18 protein-coding genes are annotated in these 21,568 nt (G+C 23.3%); 5 read left to right on the forward strand and 13 right to left on the reverse strand.

The genetic code is table 11. The features are described from left to right. Nucleotides 1-141: 141 nt before the first annotated feature. The 4 genes from Lyticum_RS02285 to Lyticum_RS02300 all read right to left on the reverse strand — a co-directional run bounded on the left by Lyticum_RS02285 (nucleotide 142) and on the right by Lyticum_RS02300 (nucleotide 6,672). Nucleotides 142-1,155, reverse strand: a complete 1,014-nt coding sequence (locus Lyticum_RS02285; RefSeq protein WP_322498720.1) for a FliH/SctL family protein — start codon at nucleotides 1,153-1,155, stop codon at nucleotides 142-144. A 46-nt stretch (nucleotides 1,156-1,201) separates the two neighbouring features. Beyond that, nucleotides 1,202-2,233 carry a flagellar motor switch protein FliG gene (locus tag Lyticum_RS02290; RefSeq protein ID WP_322498721.1) on the reverse strand — a complete coding sequence of 344 codons (1,032 nt, stop codon included), beginning with the start codon at nucleotides 2,231-2,233 and terminating at the stop codon, nucleotides 1,202-1,204. A gap of 53 nt (nucleotides 2,234-2,286) precedes the next feature. Next, nucleotides 2,287-3,984 carry a flagellar basal-body MS-ring/collar protein FliF gene (gene fliF, locus Lyticum_RS02295; RefSeq protein WP_322498722.1) on the reverse strand — a complete coding sequence of 566 codons (1,698 nt, stop codon included), beginning with the start codon at nucleotides 3,982-3,984 and terminating at the stop codon, nucleotides 2,287-2,289. A 408-nt stretch (nucleotides 3,985-4,392) separates the two neighbouring features. Then, nucleotides 4,393-6,672 (reverse strand): S9 family peptidase, encoded by a 2,280-nt coding sequence (locus tag Lyticum_RS02300; RefSeq protein WP_322498723.1) that lies wholly within the window; start codon nucleotides 6,670-6,672, stop codon nucleotides 4,393-4,395. A 173-nt stretch (nucleotides 6,673-6,845) separates the two neighbouring features. Between Lyticum_RS02300 and Lyticum_RS02305 the strand changes: the two genes are divergently transcribed. Beyond that, the gene (locus Lyticum_RS02305; RefSeq protein ID WP_322498724.1) at nucleotides 6,846-9,800 is read left to right on the forward strand and encodes an AsmA family protein; all 2,955 of its coding nucleotides are present in this window, start codon (nucleotides 6,846-6,848) and stop codon (nucleotides 9,798-9,800) included. A gap of 378 nt (nucleotides 9,801-10,178) precedes the next feature. On the opposite strand, the gene hpf is transcribed toward Lyticum_RS02305, so the two are convergent. The 3 genes from hpf to Lyticum_RS02320 all read right to left on the reverse strand — a co-directional run bounded on the left by hpf (nucleotide 10,179) and on the right by Lyticum_RS02320 (nucleotide 12,013). Next, a complete protein-coding gene (hpf, locus tag Lyticum_RS02310) occupies nucleotides 10,179-10,856 on the reverse strand; it encodes a ribosome hibernation-promoting factor, HPF/YfiA family (protein WP_322498725.1) in 678 nt (225 codons plus the stop codon). 310 nt (nucleotides 10,857-11,166) lie between these two features. Continuing rightward, nucleotides 11,167-11,592, reverse strand: coding sequence for a nucleoside-diphosphate kinase (gene ndk / locus Lyticum_RS02315; protein ID WP_322498726.1), 426 nt, complete (start codon nucleotides 11,590-11,592; stop codon nucleotides 11,167-11,169). 268 nt (nucleotides 11,593-11,860) lie between these two features. Then, nucleotides 11,861-12,013 (reverse strand): hypothetical protein, encoded by a 153-nt coding sequence (locus Lyticum_RS02320; RefSeq protein WP_322498727.1) that lies wholly within the window; start codon nucleotides 12,011-12,013, stop codon nucleotides 11,861-11,863. Between the two features lie 391 nt (nucleotides 12,014-12,404). Between Lyticum_RS02320 and Lyticum_RS02325 the strand changes: the two genes are divergently transcribed. Next, nucleotides 12,405-12,779, forward strand: coding sequence for an NADH-quinone oxidoreductase subunit A (locus tag Lyticum_RS02325; protein WP_322498728.1), 375 nt, complete (start codon nucleotides 12,405-12,407; stop codon nucleotides 12,777-12,779). A 275-nt stretch (nucleotides 12,780-13,054) separates the two neighbouring features. On the opposite strand, the gene Lyticum_RS02330 is transcribed toward Lyticum_RS02325, so the two are convergent. The 3 genes from Lyticum_RS02330 to Lyticum_RS02340 form a co-directional block, all read right to left on the reverse strand. After that, on the reverse strand, nucleotides 13,055-14,245 hold the full coding sequence (locus Lyticum_RS02330) for an acetyl-CoA C-acetyltransferase (RefSeq protein WP_322498729.1): 1,191 nt from the start codon (nucleotides 14,243-14,245) through the stop codon (nucleotides 13,055-13,057). A gap of 236 nt (nucleotides 14,246-14,481) precedes the next feature. Beyond that, complete coding sequence (greA, locus tag Lyticum_RS02335; RefSeq protein ID WP_322498730.1) at nucleotides 14,482-14,979, reverse strand: transcription elongation factor GreA; 498 nt, start codon at nucleotides 14,977-14,979, stop codon at nucleotides 14,482-14,484. A gap of 415 nt (nucleotides 14,980-15,394) precedes the next feature. Then, on the reverse strand, nucleotides 15,395-16,021 hold the full coding sequence (locus Lyticum_RS02340) for a BON domain-containing protein (protein ID WP_322498731.1): 627 nt from the start codon (nucleotides 16,019-16,021) through the stop codon (nucleotides 15,395-15,397). A gap of 181 nt (nucleotides 16,022-16,202) precedes the next feature. Here Lyticum_RS02340 and fdxA point away from each other — a divergent pair, with 181 nt between their 5' ends. Then, nucleotides 16,203-16,541, forward strand: a complete 339-nt coding sequence (gene fdxA / locus Lyticum_RS02345) for a ferredoxin FdxA (RefSeq protein WP_322498732.1) — start codon at nucleotides 16,203-16,205, stop codon at nucleotides 16,539-16,541. Nucleotides 16,542-16,698: 157 nt separating this feature from the next. Here fdxA and Lyticum_RS02350 read toward each other — a convergent pair whose 3' ends face one another. The 3 genes from Lyticum_RS02350 to atpH all read right to left on the reverse strand — a co-directional run bounded on the left by Lyticum_RS02350 (nucleotide 16,699) and on the right by atpH (nucleotide 20,238). Next, on the reverse strand, nucleotides 16,699-17,721 hold the full coding sequence (locus tag Lyticum_RS02350) for a F0F1 ATP synthase subunit gamma (RefSeq protein WP_322498733.1): 1,023 nt from the start codon (nucleotides 17,719-17,721) through the stop codon (nucleotides 16,699-16,701). 95 nt (nucleotides 17,722-17,816) lie between these two features. After that, on the reverse strand, nucleotides 17,817-19,379 hold the full coding sequence (gene atpA, locus Lyticum_RS02355) for a F0F1 ATP synthase subunit alpha (RefSeq protein ID WP_322498734.1): 1,563 nt from the start codon (nucleotides 19,377-19,379) through the stop codon (nucleotides 17,817-17,819). 307 nt (nucleotides 19,380-19,686) lie between these two features. Then, the gene (gene atpH, locus Lyticum_RS02360) at nucleotides 19,687-20,238 is read right to left on the reverse strand and encodes an ATP synthase F1 subunit delta (RefSeq protein WP_322498735.1); all 552 of its coding nucleotides are present in this window, start codon (nucleotides 20,236-20,238) and stop codon (nucleotides 19,687-19,689) included. Nucleotides 20,239-20,477: 239 nt separating this feature from the next. Here atpH and Lyticum_RS04165 point away from each other — a divergent pair, with 239 nt between their 5' ends. Together Lyticum_RS04165 and sucD are read left to right on the forward strand one after the other, a co-directional pair. Continuing rightward, nucleotides 20,478-20,582 carry a pentapeptide repeat-containing protein gene (locus Lyticum_RS04165; RefSeq protein ID WP_407659031.1) on the forward strand — a complete coding sequence of 35 codons (105 nt, stop codon included), beginning with the start codon at nucleotides 20,478-20,480 and terminating at the stop codon, nucleotides 20,580-20,582. Nucleotides 20,583-20,657: 75 nt separating this feature from the next. Further along, the gene (gene sucD / locus Lyticum_RS02365) at nucleotides 20,658-21,542 is read left to right on the forward strand and encodes a succinate--CoA ligase subunit alpha (RefSeq protein ID WP_322498736.1); all 885 of its coding nucleotides are present in this window, start codon (nucleotides 20,658-20,660) and stop codon (nucleotides 21,540-21,542) included. Nucleotides 21,543-21,568 lie beyond the last annotated feature (26 nt).

Here is a 21,568-nt window from a genome sequence, read left to right on the forward strand (position 1 = left end):
TTATATTTTTATAAAATAATAATTTTTGATAATTACTGCAAGGGCTTTTTACAATAAATATATATATTTATTAGATACTGGAATTAATAGAAATAATATCATCATAAATAAAATTATTTTTAATCTTTGAATTGAGTTGAGTTATATATCGTCATCTTTTTTTATAAACCAAGGTTCTATATAATGATTTATTATTTCATCCAATTTCTGTAGTATAATATTTTTATCTTTTAAAGTATATCCATTATTCCAAATAATCTTACAATCACCAGGTGCAATTTTACGACTACCAACTAGATTTATCCCTTTTTCTTTAAAACTATCTCCAATTAATTTTACAAGAGAATTAACAATATTTGAGTTTACTTCAATAGTAGATATAGAATAATTAATATTTGTTGATAATTCTTCTTCTATAAAATCATCTATAATATTTTCTGGGATGTATTTATATATTTTATCAACTATTTTATGTACCATTGATTTTACAAGAATCAATGTATTTTTTTTATTATTAATAAGCTCTTTCGATAATATATCATTTATTTCTTCGATTTTTTGATCAATTTTTGATAATATATCCGATATTTTTTGATGAATTTCATCGACTTGATCAACTTCTTTTTTTTGGGATTTTTCTTTTATAGAGATAATATTTTTTAAATTATTAACATTATTTATAATACTTTGAAGTTGTGCTGATGATATACTAATAAGAGATGCTGTTGGTGCAATATTTGGATTATAATATCTACTATAAGGACCACTATATGTAGTATTATTATTTTCTGATATGTTTTTATTCAAAATTTCAGAATTATTATTTTTTTGAATTACTTTATCACTAATATTATTATAAAAATCATTATCAGTAATAATTTTATTATTAGAATATTTTTCTGAAATATTATACTCAGTTAATGAATTAATATAATTAGTATAATCTATATTATCTATTTTTTGATTATAATTATAATAATTTTCATTATTATTTTTTATAGATCCTTTATTATTTGAATTAATTTCAGTATTTTTCTCAAGAGACTTATCCTGTAAATTATTTATTAATTCAAAATTTTTATCATTTTCTTTGTAAGAATTTTTAGAAAAATCTTTTAAATCAAGTTTTCTAAATTTTTGTGAAGAAGATGACATATCTACAATTCAAAAATAAAAAAATAAAATTTCATTTTATATATTATTAATTATTATCTTTTAAGATGTTATCTTTTAAAACAATATGACCAGAATCGAGTAATTTTTTTGTTTGATCTGTTATTGTTCTTTGTGCTCTCATTATTTCAGAAGCATTAGTATTGCTTAAAGTTGTAACTTCTTCTAAAAGAAGTTTTGCAGCACGTTGTGACATAGCATTAGCAAAAACTCTTCTAATATTTTCATTTGATCCTTTTAAAGCTATTATAAGATCATTTTTATTCTGCAAGTTTGCAAGAATAGTTTGAATAGATGGATAATCAAGTTTTGCTATATCAGAAAAAGAGAACATCATTTTTTTAATATTATCTGCTGCATTCTTATCATAAATTTCTATTTTATTTAAAAAATTCTCACTATTTATTGTACTATTATCATTAGCATTTAATGTATCCAATATATCGGCAATTACTTGAATATTGCTTTTTGTTCTTGTTTGTTCAACAATAAATTTTTCCGTAAATTGTTTGTGCAGTGCTTTTTCGAGATGCTTTATAGATTGTGATGATAGTTTTTCCATACTCAAAATTCTTTTGACAATCTCAAATGAATATTCTTTGTCCATTACTGAAAGAACTGCTGCCGCTTTAGGAGAGGATATAATAGATAAGATAGCTGCTATGGTTTGAGGATGTTCTTTTTTTAAAAAAATCATTAAATCTTGACGACTCATTTTTTCAAGATGATCCCAAACGCTAACTCTATTATGATTTTCAACTTCATCTATAATTCTATTAGCTTTTTCAGAGCCTAAAGATTTTTGAAGCATATCAAGAACTAAATTCTTATTTCCTACAACATTAAATGACTCATTAACTCTCCATAAAAATTCAAATAATACATTTTCAACAATTTCAGATGGAACTTGTCCTAATGACATAAGTGCTTTAGAAATTTGCTTAATTTCATTTTCATCAAATTTGGGCAAAATAGAATTTAATGAATCTTCATCTAACAAACGCATTAAAATAGCTACTTTTTCAGGTCCTGATAGTGATTTTTTTTGTTCTGATAACATTTTTTATAATTTTAATAGATTTTCTATATAAAAATGCATTTAACAAATAAATATTACTCTTTTTCAGAGTTATTACTATTTAATAACCATAATATTGCATTCATAGCAATTTTTTGATCACTTTTAACGGAATCATTTAAATGCTTTACCAAATTTTTTAAACTCCCATTTCTTTCTTCAGTGTTAATGCTATTTATATTTGCTGCTTTATTATCTATATTAGACATATTATCTGATTTGTTATTATTTGTTAGAATTTTTCTAGAAAATTGATCAGGAATAGATGATAAATCAATTTTTTTGTCGTTATTATATTGATTATTATCATTTTCATTTAATGTATTTTGCTTTATTTGATTTAGTTTGATATCTAACATCTTACCTCTTATAAATTTAAGAATCCATGGGCGCAATCCTACAAATCCTAAAACTAAGAATGCAAATGCTATAAGTACAATTTTAGCAAAAGTTTTTTTATCATCAATAATATTTTTATTTGTATTTTCAATATCTGATTGTATTTTTTGTTCAAAAGGTAAATTTATTACCTCTAATGTATCTCCACGATTCTCATCAATTCCAGCAGCTTTAGCTGATAAAGCATATAGTTTTTTCATTTCTTCTTCAGATCTTTGTTTATATACTTGATTTCCATTTTCATCTTTTTGATAAGAACCATCAACAATAACAGCTACAGATAGATTATTAATATTTCCCCACTGCATAACTTTATTTGTAACTGTTCTTGATATTTCAAAATTTGTTATATCACTATATGAGGAATGTTTTTTAGATGGATCTCCATTTTCATTTAAATATTGATTATAATTAGGTACATTATTAGCAACAGTTACATTTTTACCTGAATCTTTTTCTGTATTTTCTTCGTTATTGCTTTTTTTAGATCTAATAACTTGTCTATCTGGATTAAAATCTTCAATATTTACCATTTCTTTATTAAAGTTAATATTAGCACTAACAGTAGCTTTTACTTTATCTTCACCAACATATTTAGAAATAATAGATTCTATAGAATTTTGAATTTTTGTTTCAATATTTTCTCGATATTCTAACATCTCTTTACTAATATTATCTTTTTCTTCTTCATTTAATTCTAATTGAAGTTTTTTTCCAGTTTGATCGAGAATTGTTATATTTTTCATTAAAAGATCTGGTACTGCACTTGCCATAAGATGTGCTATACCATTGATATTTTTTTTATTTAATTGATAACCTGGTTTAATTTTAACAACAACTGATGCTGAAGGAGATGGACCTATCTTACTAAATAAGTCTCTTTTTGGTAATACTATATGTACTCTAGCTGATTCTATTGGTGTAAGGCTACTTATAGTACGTGCAATTTCACCCTCCATTGCTCTTGTTAGATTAACATTATTCATAAACTGTGATGAACCAAATACATTAGAAGACTTATCAAAAATTTCATATCCATCTTGTGAATGTATCATAGGTAATCCCTCTTGAGCTAATATCATTCTCAATGATAGTGCTCGATCAAATGGTACCATTATCTGATTTCCATCACCATTAATATCATATTTTACTCCCATAGCTTGAAGACGTGATAATACTGGACTACTATCTTCTGGAGAAAGATTATTATATAAAGGTACCATAGATGGATTTGAAATAGTGTAAAAAACACTTATTCCTATAATAATAAGTAAAAAGCTTGAAACTATTAAAGCTAAAATCTTATTTTTTTCTAAATTTTTTATAAAATCCATATTATAAATTAAGTCAAACTATCTTAAAGTTGGTATAATTCAAATAATAAGTATATATAATATAATTTTTAATTTTTATTATAATAATATTATTATTCATTCCTTAAAAATTTTTATCACAAAAAATTATTACTATTAATTGTATTTGAAATACAGAATTATTATCTATACAAGTGATAATATAAATATATATACAATATACATATTTACAAATAAATATTTAATTTTTTTTCATCAAATAGATTTAATAAATATAATTAATTGCAAATATATATTAGATTTTAAATAATATATCGTATATTAATTATTATTAATAATAATACGAATTATTTTTACAGTAAAATTTTAATAACAATTACTATTGTAATAATATTTATATTATAAATATATAATTTAATTTTATAGCAACTATAAACAATTTTTTATTATAAATGCATATTTTTCCGCAATATCTTTATAAGCGTCAATACGACCAGATTTTCCAGAATGTCCAGTTCCCATATCAGTTTTTAAAAGTATAATAGAACTAGTATTATTATTGAATTCACGCAATTTTGCAACCCACTTCATAGCTTCCCAATATCCAACTCTTGGGTCATTAATTCCAGCTGTAACAAACATATGTGGATATTTGTTATTTTTAACATTATCATATGGAGAATAAGATTGGATATATTCAAAATATTCCTTATTTTCTTCTGGATTTCCCCATTCCTTATACTCACCAGGAGTTAATGGTAAACTACTGTCTAACATAGTATTTAGAACATCAACAAAAGGAACTTCTGCTATAACAGCTCTATAAAGTTCAGGTTTTTCATTAACACAAACACCAACTAACATTCCACCAGCACTTCCACCATGTATTACTATATCTCCTGGTTTTGTATATCCTAAATTTATAAGAGTCTCAGAAACATCTATAAAATCATTAAAAGTTCTTTTTTTATTCAGCATTTTCGCTTGCTCATACCATTCTAATCCTAAATCATCTCCACCTCTAATATGACCAATAGCATATATAAATCCTCTATCTAACAAAGATATAATACTATTTCTAAAACTACAATCAATTCCTATTCCATAAGAACCATAACCATATAATAATAGAGGAAGAGATTTAATATCTTCTTTATTTTTATAAAATTGATTTATATTATAATTTTTTACTTTATATTTATGAAATATTAATGAAATCGGTATTTTAGAAAATCCATCTCTACTATCAGCCCATATTCTCTGAATAACATAATTATCTTCTTGAAAATTTTCTGGCATAGGATATTCTTCAATAATATTTATTTCTTTACTTATAAAATTATATTCATAAATCCTAGATGGACACCTTAATGAGCTATAAATATAACGTAATACATCAGAATCATATGGAGTATCCATTATATCTAAATCATAGCATGGATCAGACATAGTAATATTATCTATAAAAATTATTTTTCTTAATAATTCTCTTTTTTTCAAATTATTTATCTGAATATCTTTAATTTCACTATCTATTTGATCTTTTTTATATACTTTCTTATATATTGATAGTTCTTTTAATCCATTGGTTTGGTACATTATAACTATATAATTTTTAAATACTAAAATATCAGATAAATATTTTTCATTATGGTGAGAAATTTCTTCATAACAAATTTTAGTATAATTAAAATCTTCTTCTAGAATTTTTGAAGATAATTCTTTTGGGAATACTGATTCGATAGGAATTGAGATCAATCTGAAATTTTTACCAAGATCATCAATAGTAAGGTAAAAATACTCATCATCTTGTGATATAGAGCATCTATATCCTTTATTTCTATCTAAAATTTTATACCAATTTGAACTTTTTAACCAATTATATGTATCAGATTCTGGTAATTTATCTAAAATTCTAATTTCTGTACAATCCGCGCTTTGAATATGAAGAACAATATAATCATCATTGTCAGTTTCATATATATCAACACTATAAGTATTATCTTTTTCTTCATAAAGCATTATATCATCTTCAATACTACTTCCAATTTTATGATAAAATATTTTTTTTTGCCTCCAATCTTCAGCAGCTTCAATATAAAAAAAGCCTTCATTCGCTTTATCCCATATTATTCCATAAAAAGCTGAATCTACAGTACTATCTACAATAGTATTGGTTTTAATATCTTTAATATATATTGTGAATTTTTCTTCTCCTGTTACATCTAAAAAATATGCTAATAAGTTATTATTATAGCTAATTTCATATCCAGGTACAGAAAAATACTCATATCCTTCGCTCATATCATTTAAATCCAATAATACTTCTTCGGTATCAGGATTTTCAATAGGGTATCTAACATATCTTGAATAATTTTTATCTCTCCATGATATGCTATAATAGGCATAATCGTTATGGATAATTGGGCAACTTTTATATTCAATCGGAATACGCTCTAATATTTCAGTATAAATTTCATTTGTAATTCGATTTAATTTAGAAAGTATTTTTTTTGCATTATTATTTTCTTCTATGATATGTTCTATTATATCAGGATTATCAACTTTTTGAGGCCATTTTTCATCTCTCATCCAATAATAATTATCTATTATATTTTCATTATGTATTGAAAATTGATGAGGAATTTTTTTGGCTAATAATTTATTATTATAATTATATGATATTTTTTTTTTATTATTTTTTTTCATATGCATTTGTATATGCTATTTAAATAGTTTTATGGTTTAGAAAAAGATATTCATGATATTGACCATTTCATAATATAATATTAAAATAAATAAATAGTCATATTAATTTTATTAGATCTTTATTATTGATAATTATCTATAAAAATATAATCAATATATTGTAAAAATATTCTGTGCAAATCAAGACTGCAACAAAGATCAAGATTATAGTTTTTACTTTGTTAGTAGCTGCAGTATCTCTGCTCGGCATAGTACTAGGTATAGATTATTTACTTAATAGTAGTGATCATAAAAAAAACATTATAAATAAAATTAAATATAATTATGGTTTTGATGTTGAAATCAATGGACCTATTATAACTAAGTGGTTACCACATCCGTCAATTATATTATACAGTGTTGATATAAGAGATGGAAAAAAGCAAATTATAAATGCTAAAAAAATTATTATACCTTTATCTTTTAGTTATATATTAAAGAATGTCGATAGTTCGATTGGTGATATTGAAGCTGAAAATGGTCTTATAGATTTAGATCATCTGAATTTAATATTCAATCAAAAATTTCTTAATAATAAAAATGATATTTTTCAAAAAATATCACTTAATCATTTTTATTTAAGATCTCAAAAATTTCCCCTTATAAGGAAATGTCAATTATTATTTTTTTTAATAAATAAAAATCCTAATAAAGAAAATTATATAAAAGGTATATTTAATTATCAAGATATGCAGGCTATAATTGAAGGTACTTTAGTAAAAATTAATGATAATAGTGATAAAAAATATTTATTAAATTTACTAAATATACTTCCTGGTGCAGAATTGCGTATTGATGGATATTTAGGAGAAATTAGCAAAATTATACCATTAAAAGTGGATACACTTTTTAAATTAAACGATTTTGAATTATTTAACAAATTTATAAATAAAATCATAAATAAAAAATTTAATGAAAATACAATTGAATTATTAAATAAAAGTCCACTTAATAATCAAAATATTAGCATTAGTTTCTCAACTTTAATTGATAAAAATGGTGATGGTAAAATTGATAATTTTATATCAACTGGACCAATTCAAGATTTGGATGGTGAGATAACAATAACAAAGCAAAATAATAAACGATCATTCGGTGGATATCTTTCGGCAAAAGAAGTAGATTTATTAAAAATAGAAAGAAAAAGTAGTGATAGTTCTAATATATGGATTATTTTTATAAAAGTTATTGAAGATATTGCAAATAAATTTCTTTTTGATCCACTTGAAAATATAAATAGTATTTTAAATTTTGATATTGAAAATATTAAGCATATTGGTGGAAAAATAGATTCTATAATAATTAGATTAGGAAATGTAAACAATATTTCTATTTGTAATAAATTTCAAGTAAAAATTAAAAAAAATTCAGATATTAATCTGAAAACTGTTATAAAAAAAGAAAATGGAATATTAAAGTTGAATGGGATTTTGAAACTAAAAACTGATACTGCTGGGTTATTTTTAGAAAGTATTTTTATTAAAAATAATGGAATTGTATCCTTTGAAGAAAAACTAAATGAAGCAAAAAATCAGAATAATTCTAATAAAAACATCATAAAACCAATAATTACATCTCCTCAAGTAACAAATAATATCTCTTTAAATAATTTATTTGATAACAAGCTTATTATTCAATCAGATATTTTTATAACTTCTGGTAGTGCAATAATAAAAGCTAAAGGATTATTAGGAAATGATATTCGTTTCATATCATCTACTAATATGAAAAGATCTAATGATAAAAATAAATTAGATAATAAAATTTATTTAAATTATATAAATTTTGATAAATTTCATGTAAGTAATTTTTTAGATAGAATTCTACTTATAAGTTATATTGCTGATCCAGATAGAACTGGTAATATTTATTATGAGCTTACAGAAAATTATAATTTGTTCCGTTCTATGAAATCGGAATGGAATTTAGAGTTCAAAGCAGATAATGCGATTATAAAAAATGAAATCTTTAATCAATTCTATTTTAATACATCTATTAGTAAAGGAAATTTTGGCTTTATAACTAAACTTAATTCTAATAATTTAAAAGGAAACTTATATTTTAAAATAGAATTAGATAAATTTAAACCCAGCTTTAAAATTAAAAGTTACTTTGATTATCTTGATTTACGTAAAATAATTTCAAATTTTCCAAGTAATAAACAGTTTTTAACTACTGCTAATAATGATTCATATCTTAGAAATTTTCTTTATTTACATAAAGATAGTGATAATAAAATAAATAAATTTTCTAGTTCACATTATGATTTAGATATTGATATGAATGCCAGTAAAATAATATTTAGTGATAAAGTTGAAATATCTGATTATAAAATGACTTCATCTTTAAATGGTGGTGTATTAAATGTGAATCAATTTCGTGGTAAAATATTTGATGACGGTGAAATAGATTTAAAAGCTAGAATAATATTATATGAAATAATTCCAAGTTCTTATGTTATTTTTAATATAAGTAATTTTAATCCAAAGAATTTTTTATATATTACAACAGGATTAGATAAAATAGATGGATATGCTAGTATAGGTGGAGATTTTACAACTTCTGGCAATAATTCGATGGAATTAAAAAAAAATATGAATGGTAAATTATCGTTTTTAGGTAAAAATATAGCTTGGAATGGATTAGATATAAGTAAAGCTATTGATATTATAGATACCTCACATGGAAATTTTGATAAAAAACTTGATGAATTCAATAAAGCAATCTCTGAAGGTACTTCATTTTTTGATGATATGAACGCTAATATAGATATTAAAGATGGTTTGGTATCTATAACAAATGCTAAAGCAACAAATAATAGAGCTGTATCTATTTTTGCAGCTAATTATAGTATTCCTAATTCTGCAATAAGTGGAATAAGTAATTATTATTTTATGTTAACTAATGATTATACACCAAATAGATCAATATCTATAAAAATAAATGGACCAATTAAATCTTATAAAGTAGCATATGATACTAAAGATGTTGTAGATCACATGAAAACAATATCAGAAGATGCTGATCAAAGTAGTAAAGAAGCAAATTCTGCTATAACAAATACATTAAGACATAAAATCTATAATTAAGTTATAATATATTATAAATATTATAATAAAATTCAAATATTATAATAAAATTCAAATATTATAATAAAATAACTTATTTAGTAGATAAACAGTTTATTATGTATAACTTTCGTCAGGAGATTCTATAGAAGTCTGAGTATCTTAATATTTTATATATTAATGCTAATTATATTATAAATGCTATAATAAAATTCAAATATTATAATAAAATGACTTATTTAGTAGATAAATAGTTTATTATGTATAACTTTCGTCAGGAGATTCTATAGAAGTCTGAGTATCTTAATATTTTATATATTAATGCTAATTATATTATAAATACTATAATAAAATTCAAATATTATAATAAAATAACTTATTTAGTAGATAAATAGTTTATTATGTATAACTTTCGTCAGGAGATTCTATAGAAGTCTGGGTATCTATACAAGATACATTTCCATCTTTACGATAATAAATGACTGAAATATGTGAATTAAATTTGTTAATAAAAACAAAAGCAGGAACATTTAGAAGATCCATTCTCATAATTGCATCATGAAGAGTAAGTTTAGACATCTTAATATTTTCTTCTGATATAACTAAAGATTTACTTTTTTCTTCTTTTTCATCATATTGGTCTTTCTCATCATATTGATCTTTCTCATCATCTATATCATCATCTATATCCTCTTCATCATCAAAATATCCTGAATTAACAACATATTTTTTAATATCAATTGACATCAAATCATGATTATGAATTCTTCTATGACATTGAATTCTTTCTTTATGTTTTTTTAATTGTTTTATCATTTTTATCATAGCTTCATCAAAAGCATGGTAAGGATCTATATTAGTATTATTACCTCTTATAACAACTTTACTATGATCATTTACATTTACTAATATTGCTACAAAATAAGTATTTTTCTTTTTATCTTTTTCAATAGAAACAGCTCCACTAATGTTTGCACTTGCTAAATGTTGTTCAGAGAGTTTTAATATTGAATTATTTATATGTTCTCTTAATGAGACCCCAATATCTATGTTTTTTCCAGATATAATAATTTTCATAAAAATAAAATTTATTAATTGATTTATTATTATTAATTATTTTATATATATAATATAAATTTGATGATTTTTTTATAAAATACTGTTTTTTATATTAATTTATTAATTTATTAATTGATTTATTATTATTAATTATTTTATATATAATATGAATTTGATGATTTTTTTATAAAATACTGTTTTTTATATTAATTTATTAATTGATTTATTATTATTAATTATTTTATATATAATATAAATTTGATGATTTTTTTATAAAATACTGTTTTTTTATATTAATTTATTAATTGATTTATTATTATTAATTATTTTATCTATTATATATCTCAATATCAGAAAAGAAAAATGATATTTCATTTTTAGCAGATTCTTCAGAATCTGAACCATGAACAGAATTCTCATCTATACTTTTTGCATATTTTGCTCTAATTGTCCAATCTTCAGCATTTTTCGGATCAGTTGCACCCATTATTTCTCTATTCTTTAAAATTCCATTTTCACCTTCTAGTACTTGAACAACTACTGGTCCAGAAGATATGTTATGTATAAGTTCATTAAAGAATGGACGATCTTTATGTATATAATAAAACATACTTGCCTGTTCAATACTAATTTTTATCATTTTTTGAGCAATTATTTTGAGTCCTCTTGACTCAAATTCATGATTGATAATACCTATAAGATTTCTAGCTACAGCATCTGGTTTTATTATTGATAAAGTTTTTTGTATTGGCATATTTTTTTTAATTTAATTATTTATTTATTGTTATGTTAATTTATTAATATAAAATTTAATAATTGTAAAAATTTAAAGAAATAAAGATCTATATTTTATTTTATAAATAAAAACTTAAAGTATATATCATCATTTAATTATTTATTAAATTTAACATTAGCATTTTATTTAAATAGCATAGTAAGATCCAAGAATTCTACTAAAAAAAACAATATAATTTAAAATTAAAAATTTTAATAATTTTTTTAATAATCTTTTTAATAATCTTTTAAACAAAATATCTATTTTCTTGAGGAGAACGCCTTTCACAAGGATCATGCAAATCACCTCCTAAAGATGATCTATGTGTTACACACGGACTTTTAAGGTCATCTTCTGATATATCTTTTGGACCGCTACAAGAACTGAATATAAAGACCAATACTGATGCTAAAAAAATATATTGGATTTTTTTCTTTATAAATTTATTAATGTTAATGTTATATATATTCATATGCAATATAAATTGAGTGATATTTATTATGACAATCTGAATTCTATCATAATAAAAATTTTAAAGTAACAAATATAAAACATCAGTATCAACAATAATACATAATATGGCCACATTTAATCATATATGATGTATAAGTAGTAATTCAAGTAGAAGAGGTTAATTATTTTAGATGTGAGGTTAACTTGATAATTGTATGAATAATTATATGAATAATAATTGTATGAATAATTATATTAACAAAATATATTTTATATATAAAAAAAATGTATAAAATAAATAATATATATTTATTAACTTTTATATTAAAAATATTATAATGCAAAGCAATACACAATTTATATATAATTACTCATCATTATTCCTATTTTTAATAATATCGTTGATTTTAGCATGTATAATGTTATCTCTTCCATTCTTTATCAAAAAAAGAAATCCTTATAAAGCTAAGAATTCTAGCTATGAGTGTGGTTTTAATCAAGTTGGAAACAATAAAAATTCATCTAATATTAGATTTTATTTTTTTGCGATATTATTTTTAATTTTTGATATTGAAATTATATTTTTAGTTCCATGGGCTCTTACTGTAAAAAAAATGAGTAATACTGCATTTTATAGTGGGATTTCATTTATATTTATTTTAGCATTAGCTTTAATATATGAGTGGAAAAAAGGTATTTTAGATAAAAAATAACTAAATTATTATATAACTAAATTAAATTATTATATTTTCTAAAAGAGTAATATTACAATATAAAAACAGTATAAAAATACTAAAAATTATAATTATAGTAAATTTATATTTATTTTAGCATTAGCTTTAATATATGAGTGGAAAAAAGGTATTTTAGATAAAAAATAACTAAATTATTATATTTTCTAAAAGAGTAATATCACAATATAAAAACAGTATAAAAATACTGAAAATTATAAAATTTATGGTAATATAATTATCAATATTATTACTATTTAATTTACTTCAATACAAACAGCAATACCCATTCCTCCTCCTATACAAAGTGTTGCTAATCCACGACCTCCACCTCTTCTTATTAAAGAATGTACTAAAGTAACAATTATCCTTGCTCCTGATGCTCCAATTGGATGTCCTAATGCTATTGCTCCTCCATTTACATTAACACGATTTTGATTCCATCCTAATTCTTTATTTACTGCAATTGCTTGTACTGCGAATGCTTCATTAGATTCTATAAGATCTAAACTATTTATATCCCATTTAGCAAGCTCTAATGCTTTTTTTGTTGCTGGTACTGGTCCAATACCCATTATGTTAGGATCTACTCCTTCTGCTGCAAAACTTTTTATTGTTGCTAATATCGGGAGATTCAACGATTTTGCTTTATCACTACTCATTAATAATAACATAGCAGCGCCATCATTTATAGATGAAGAATTTCCAGCTGTTACTGTTCCATCTGCTAGAAATACAGGTCTTAAACTAGATAATTTTTCAATATTAGTATTATATTGAATTGATTCATCAATATTAAAGTTTAATGTATCTTTTTTATTTTTAACAAAAATAGAAATCATCTCAGATGAAAACATACCTTTATTAGTAGAATCTAAAGCTTTTTGTTGAGATATAATAGCAAATTCATCTTGTTCTTCTCTAGTAATTTTATATTTTTGTGCTAAATTTTCTGCTGTGATTCCCATATGTTTTAAATTAAATGCATCACTAAGACCATCTTTAATCATAGAATCATATAAAGGAGTATCTCCCATTTTATACCCATCTCGTAAATGAATTAAATGTGGAGATTTTGACATATTTTCATGTCCACCAGCAATAATGATATTATCTTTTTCATAGATATTTTTATCAAAAACAATTTTTGTTACAGCTTGTACAACTGCTTTCATTCCAGAACCACAAACTTTATTAATTGTAAACGCTGGAATTTTATCTGGGATTCCAGCATTTATTAGAGCTTGACGAGCTGTGTTTTGACCACAACCTGCTTGAAGTGCTTGTCCTATAATAACTTCATTAATATCAGAGGGATTGATTTTAGTTGTTGCTAATATATTTTTTATCAATTCACTACTCATGTGAGGAGCTGGAACTGTTGATAATCCACCATTAAATCTACCTATTGCTGTTCTTGAAGCAGCAACTATAACTACATTAAGCATAACTTATAATTGATAATAAAGAATATACTATTGATATGATTTATTAGTATATTGCAGGGTTTTATACAACTATAAGTATACTTCTAATAAAACTTAAGTGCAATTTTTTTTTAGTATTGCTAAATGATTAGCATCTTATTTTTACATAAAGTTTAATATATTCAATAAAGAACTAAAATCTATTTCAAATAATAGAATAAAAATAAAAAAACTGTAAATAATATTTTTAATTTTAATTATATATAATCTACAGATAAAATTTCATAATATCGAAATCCTTTTGGAGTCTCAACTTCAACTTCATCCCCTATTTTTTTTCCCATAAGAGCTTTAGATACTGGCGAATAAACAGATATTAATCCTTGTTTTATATCTGCTTCATAATCACTAACTATTGTATATTTAACCTCTCTGTTATTTTCATAATCTATCATTTTTACAGTTGCACCAAATTGAATTTTATCTTTTTCTATATTAGATAAATCTATTATTTCTGCTCTATTAAGCTTATCAGTGAGATCAGCAATTTTATTTTCAATTAGTGCTTGTTTTTCTTTAGCAGCATGATACTCGGCATTTTCAGATAAATCTCCATGTGCACGTGCCTCTGCAATAGCATTGATAATCTCATGTCTATCCTTGCTAATAAGATTATCTAACTCAGTTTGCATTTTAATATAACCTGATTTACTTATTGGAAATCTAATTATACTCTTATTTTTAAACTCATTCATATTATATTATTTAAACTATTAATTATGTGAATTAATTATTTATTTTAAATAGAATTTTATTCATTATATGACAACAATCTGCCAATATTCTTACTAAGATTTACTTTATTATTTTATTATATACTGATTATATTATTAAATGCTCAAATAAGAGGCTATAAAATATATCTCATATTTATTAAATATATATCAAAATTACTTATTAAAAATTTTTTATATAAAAAAATTATAAATAAAAATAAAATACTATAAAATTTTAAAAAAACCAGTTGTGTCAGTTCTTATATAATTTATAAGCTTATAAAATATATAATCTATTATTATACAATATATTATAAAAATACATCAATATAAATACAAATGTAATAGTTAAATTATTATCATTAAGATATATTTTTATTATTTTTATTTTATTCTAGACTCTATACCAACGTCTTGGATCATCACGTAAAATAATATGGTTTACTATCTTATTAACTCCATTAATTTCTTTTGTTAATAATATAGCTTTATTACTTTCCTGTTTATTTTGAGATAAACCTATTAAATAGGCGGTGTTTTTAAATACAGAAACACTATAATTACTTGATAGAAAATCTTTCTCAACAAGCATTTTAGCTCTTATTTGATTCGCTATAAAACTATCTTGTGCTCTTTGACTAAAACTAATTTCATCTATTACAATTTCATTTATTACTTCTTTTACTCCTTTTATACTCCAACTAATCCGATTAGCTTCGTCCACATAATCTTCTTTTTCTAAACACCCTACCATTAAAACTCTACCTTCTACAACTAATATCTCAATATTCGACCAAATTCCAGGAATTTTTGATTCAGCTTGAGCATTTTTAATTCTTGCTAAAATTACTTTATCATCTACCTGCATTCCTATCGATCTTTCATCAGATAGAGCAGCTCCCGTTCCAGCTACAGTAAATGGTGCAATTACGGCACATCCACTAAATATAATAGGAAAAAGTATACATACTAAAATTAGTATATAAAATGTTATATTGATATAACAAAAATAAATACGCATTTTAAATTTTAAAATTAATTTTTATATCAATCATTATCAATTAATACACTTATAAATATATTGATTTTTAGATAAAAATCAAATAAACAATCGAGAATTGTACTATAAAATATGTATTATAACAATATAGTATGATAATCTTATATAAGATAATTAATAATCTAATGATGATAAAATTTCTATGACTTATGTAATTACAGAAGATTGTATACGTTGTAAATATACAGATTGTGTTGAAATATGTCCTGTTGACTGTTTTTATGAAGGTCCTAATATGTTAGTAATTAATCCAGATGAATGCATTGATTGCGGAGTTTGTGAACCAGAATGCCCTATTGGAGCAATAAAACCTGATAATAACGAACCAGACCTTCAAAAATGGTTAGAAATCAATAGAAAATATGCTAAAGAATGGCCTAAAATTACAAAGAAAATAGATCCTATGCCTAATGCTAAGGAATATGATGGTGTAGAAAATAAATATGAAAAATTCTTTGAAGATTATAATAATAAATCATGATGAAAATGATATATATAAAAATATATAAACATATACATAAAAACGTATATAAAAATATAAATATTATAAAATATTATAATAAAATAATAAAAACTTAGATATATAAATAGAATCTTGAAAAATTCTTAAAAAATACAAATTATATCAGTAAATTTTATTATTGTTCAAGTGAAGATTCACTACCACTCACTATTTCTGAAATCTCTTTAGTTATACTTTCTTGTCTAGCATTATTATAATAATTCTTTAATTTATTGATTGCTTTTTCTGAGTTTCGCCTAGCATTATCCATAGCTATCATACGTGCATTATGTTCTGCAAGTTTAGCATTAACTAAAATTTGATAAATTTTAGCTTCTATGTAATTTAGAATAAGATTAGATAAAATTTTGACTGGCTCAGGATCAAAATACAAATATTTATCACTTTTTTTTATATTATAAGTAGATTTTTCATTTTTTATAAATTTTGTGACAGGCCATATAGAACAAACTTCTAATCTTTGCTTAGACACTGATTCATTATGGTTATAAACTATAGAGCAATCTTCATAATCACATACTGTCATTTCATGAAAAATAGGCAAAATAATAGCTTTTCTTATACTTTCAAAATTTATATTTTTATCTAAAAAACATGAACAGATATGGCTATCTCTTATACAACCCAATTTTATCATATTTTGAATTGCATCATTTGCCTTAGATCCTATAGTAATATAATCTATTTCATGATTAACACTATCAGTAGAATTATGTATATCAGCAGATAATATTTGTGATTTTTTTATAGGAAGAGAATTATATTGACCACAAAGCCCACGATCTCCTGATATCACAATAATTAGATGCCTCTTGTTTTTAGTACCACTTTTATCAACTACAAATTTTCTTTTATGAAATGTTAAAGGAATATCATTTAAAGATAACTGATCATCAGAACGAAGCATTTTCGCATCTTTATATAAATCAGAAAATTTATTAAAAGAACGACAATTTTCAAATTCACTTTCATCAATTGAGCTAATGATTTCATGAACTTTATTCATATGATCAATTGATTTAGTATATATCTTCTGTAATTGCTTTGCCCTAGCAGCTGAAATAAACTGCATAGCATCAGTTATTTTTTTTGAAGATTCAATACTTTTTATTCGAGTTTTAATTGCTCTTAAACTCATAATTTTTTATTATTTATCATTAACTTTATCATTAACTATAAAAATTCAAATATAAATATTATTTTCTTTAATATCTTTAATATTATTAGTTTTTATTATGCAACAACTGGATTATATAATTCTAAGCGATTTTCTATAAATTGATGTAATTTATCTTCAATTTCTTTAGAAATTGCTTTTTTATCATATATTTCATCTAATATATCCTGAGAATGCTCTCGTATTTCTTTCATAATATACCCAACAAATGATAGAACATTATCTATATCAATTTTTTCTAAATATCCTTTTATACCAATAAACAATGCTATTACTTCTTCCTCCATTGTAAATGTTTCATTATCATCTTGTTTTAATAATTCTGTCAATCTACGACCCCTTTGTAATAAATTTTGTGTTGATATATCAAGATCGGAAGCCATTTGAGAAAACGACTCCATCTCACGATATTGAGCAAGATCTAACTTTATCCCTCCTGAAACTTGTTTTATAGCTTTATCTTGTGCAGCAGAACTTACTCTACTAACTGATATACCTATATTTATAGCAGGTCTTATACCTTTATTAAAGAGCTCAGTTTCAAGAAATATCTGACCATCAGTTATTGATATAACATTTGTTGGTATATAAGCAGAAACATCTCCAGCGCTAGTCTCAATAATAGGCAGTGCTGTTAATGATCCACCACCTTTATCATCAGACATTTTTGCTGCTCTCTCAAGTAATCTTGAATGAATAAAGAATATATCTCCAGGATATGCTTCGCGTCCAGGTGGTCTTCTTAAAAGCAAAGACATTTGACGATATGCTACTGCATGTTTACTTAAATCATCATAAATAACTAAAGAATGCATTCCATTATCACGAAAATACTCTCCTATAGTACATCCTGTATATGGAGCCAAGAATTGCATAGGAGCTGGATCTGATGCACTTGCTACAACAACTGTTGTGTATTCCATTGCACCTTCTTCTGTTAATTTTTTGACTAATTTAGCAACAGATGACATTTTTTGCCCAATACATACATAAATACAATATATTTTTTCATATGGAATTTTAGCTTTTTCATTTATCTTTTTCTGATTTAATACTGCACTTATTGCAACAGAAGTTTTTCCTGTTTGACGATCTCCTATAATCAATTCTCTTTGTCCTTTCCCAACTGGGATAAGACTATCAATAGCTTTTATACCAGTATACATTGGCTCATGAATTGAACGACGAGATATTATATCAGGTGCTGGAGATTCAATTGATCTAATAACAATATTTTTAGTATTTGCTGTTATAGGATCAAGTCCATCTATTGGTCTTCCTATTCCATCTACAACTCTTCCTAATAATGGTTTTCCACAGTATACTTCTGGATTATCAGCGATGTATCTCACTTTATCTCCTTCTTTGATGCTTGAATCACTACCTATTATAACAACACCAATGCTATTTTTTTCTAAATTTAGCACTAATCCTCTTGTTTTGGATGGACAATCAAACTCAACAACAGCATTAATTTTAATACTATTTAATCCGTAAACTCTTGCAATACCATCTGCAACTTTGATAACAACACCTTCATTTTCTAAAGTTGCTTTATCAGTCATTATAAATGAATTTATCTCATTTTTTATTATATTTGCTAATTCTGTAGGATTCATAAATTTTTTCTAATTTTTTTCTTAATTAACTTATAATACTATCATCATAAATTGTTAAAGTTAAAATTTTAGTATTATAATAATAAATAATATATTTTTTATTTTAAAGGTTGGATTAGCCAAGCACTAAATCACATAATACCTTTAATAAATATAAAAGTATTTATAAAAAATAAATAATTAATTTTAGTGGGAATAAAATATTAAATTAAGTTGTATAATTTGTATAATATATAGTTTTTTATCAATTAAATTAAATACCTATATCAATGAATATAATAAACAATAAAATATAAAATTCTATATATTAATTACAAAATTCTTTTTTGAGTTTAGATAATCTAGATGATAAAGATAAATCTAAAACTTTATCATTCATTCTAAATAAAATTCCACTTATCAACTTTTTATTTATTTTAAAAGTTGTTAGTATTTTATTATTCGGATATTTTTTCTCCATTATTTTTACTATAGAATTTTTATAATCTTCAGATATTTCATATGCTGATTCTACACTAAAAAGTACAAAACCATCTTGTAAGTTATGGATTTCTCTTACTTTTGATATAATTGCACCAAGAAGATTAAGATTTCTATTTCTAATCAAAATAGATATAAAGACTTGTGCTTCTCTTGATAAAAAGAAACCATGATTTTCCCAAGATTTTTTTATGGTACTCACTATTTTCTTCAAGAGTATCATAGGAGATTCAGGATTTAAAAAAACATAACTAGAATCACCAACTCTAATAAAAGCTTGATATACTTGATCAAGTTCATTTAATATCGTTGTTGAAATTTCTCTATCTTTATAAAGACATGTAAATGCCTTGGAATAATTATCTATTATTTTTTGCAACTTTTGACTTAAATAAAGATGATATTATAAAATAACTTCATCTAATTTTAAACAAAATTTATTAATTGTGCAAGATAGTTTTTTAATAAACTAAATTTTACTATATTTAAATAATATTCATCATAGAATAATTCATTTGATGTATCTTATAAATTTGATATAATTTTATAATTTAATTTAGTTTATTATAAATTATTCAATATTTAGTTTTATAAACAAATTTATAATTAATTACAAGTATAAAAGTTTTAACTTCAACAAATTTAACTTCAACAAATTTAACTTTAACAAATTTAACTTCAACAAACTTAACTTTAACAAACTTAACTTCAACAAATTTATAATTAATTATAAGTATTAAAGTTTTAACTTTAATAAAAAATAAATATTATATGAATTAGTATAATAATAATATAATTATGGGAATTCTAATAGATAAGTATACAAAAGTCATATGTCAAGGTTTTACTGGGCATCATGGAACATTTCACTCAAAATGTGATATAGATTATGGAACTAAAATAGTGGGAGGTGTAACACCTGGAAAGGGTGGTACAAATCATCTTAATCTTCCAGTATTTAATACTGTTATTGAAGCAAAAAAAATAACAAAAGCTAATGCGAGTGTAATTTATGTTCCTCCTTTAACAGCTGCTGAGGCAATATTAGAAGCAATAGATGCACAGATTGATCTTATTATTTGTATAACTGAAGGTATTCCTATACATGATATGCTTATAGTAAAGCAAGTTCTAAAAAATAGCTCATCTATACTCATAGGTCCAAATTCTCCAGGTATTATTGTACCAGGAGTATGTAAAATAGGGATAATGCCTAGTAATATATATAAAATGGGAAAAATAGGAATTGTGTCTTGTTCTGGAACTTTAGCTTATGAAACATCATATCAATTAACAAAATCTAATATTGGTCAATCAACCTGTATTGGTATAGGTGGTGATCCAATATCTGGCATTAATTTCTCAGATGTAATTCAACTTTTCATTGAAGATGAAAACACAGATATTATAATAATGATTGGTGAAATAGGTGGTGAATTAGAAATAGAAGCAGCTAAAATGTATAAAAATTTAAAGAAAAAAAAACCAATTGTTGGTTTTATCGCAGGAATTTCAGCACCACATGGTAAGAGAATGGGACATGCAGGAGCAATTATATCTAATATTAATGAGACTGCGGAAGCTAAAATTAATGCAATGCAAGATGCTGGAATAGAAGTTGCGAGATCATTAAGTGAAATAGTTAATATTACTAAAAAAATTACTAAAAAACTTATATATTAATAATTTTATGCTTATTTATTTTATGT

This window comes from Lyticum sinuosum (assembly GCF_034471385.1).
In the GTDB taxonomy this organism is placed as follows: Bacteria; Pseudomonadota; Alphaproteobacteria; order Rickettsiales; family Midichloriaceae; genus Lyticum; species Lyticum sinuosum.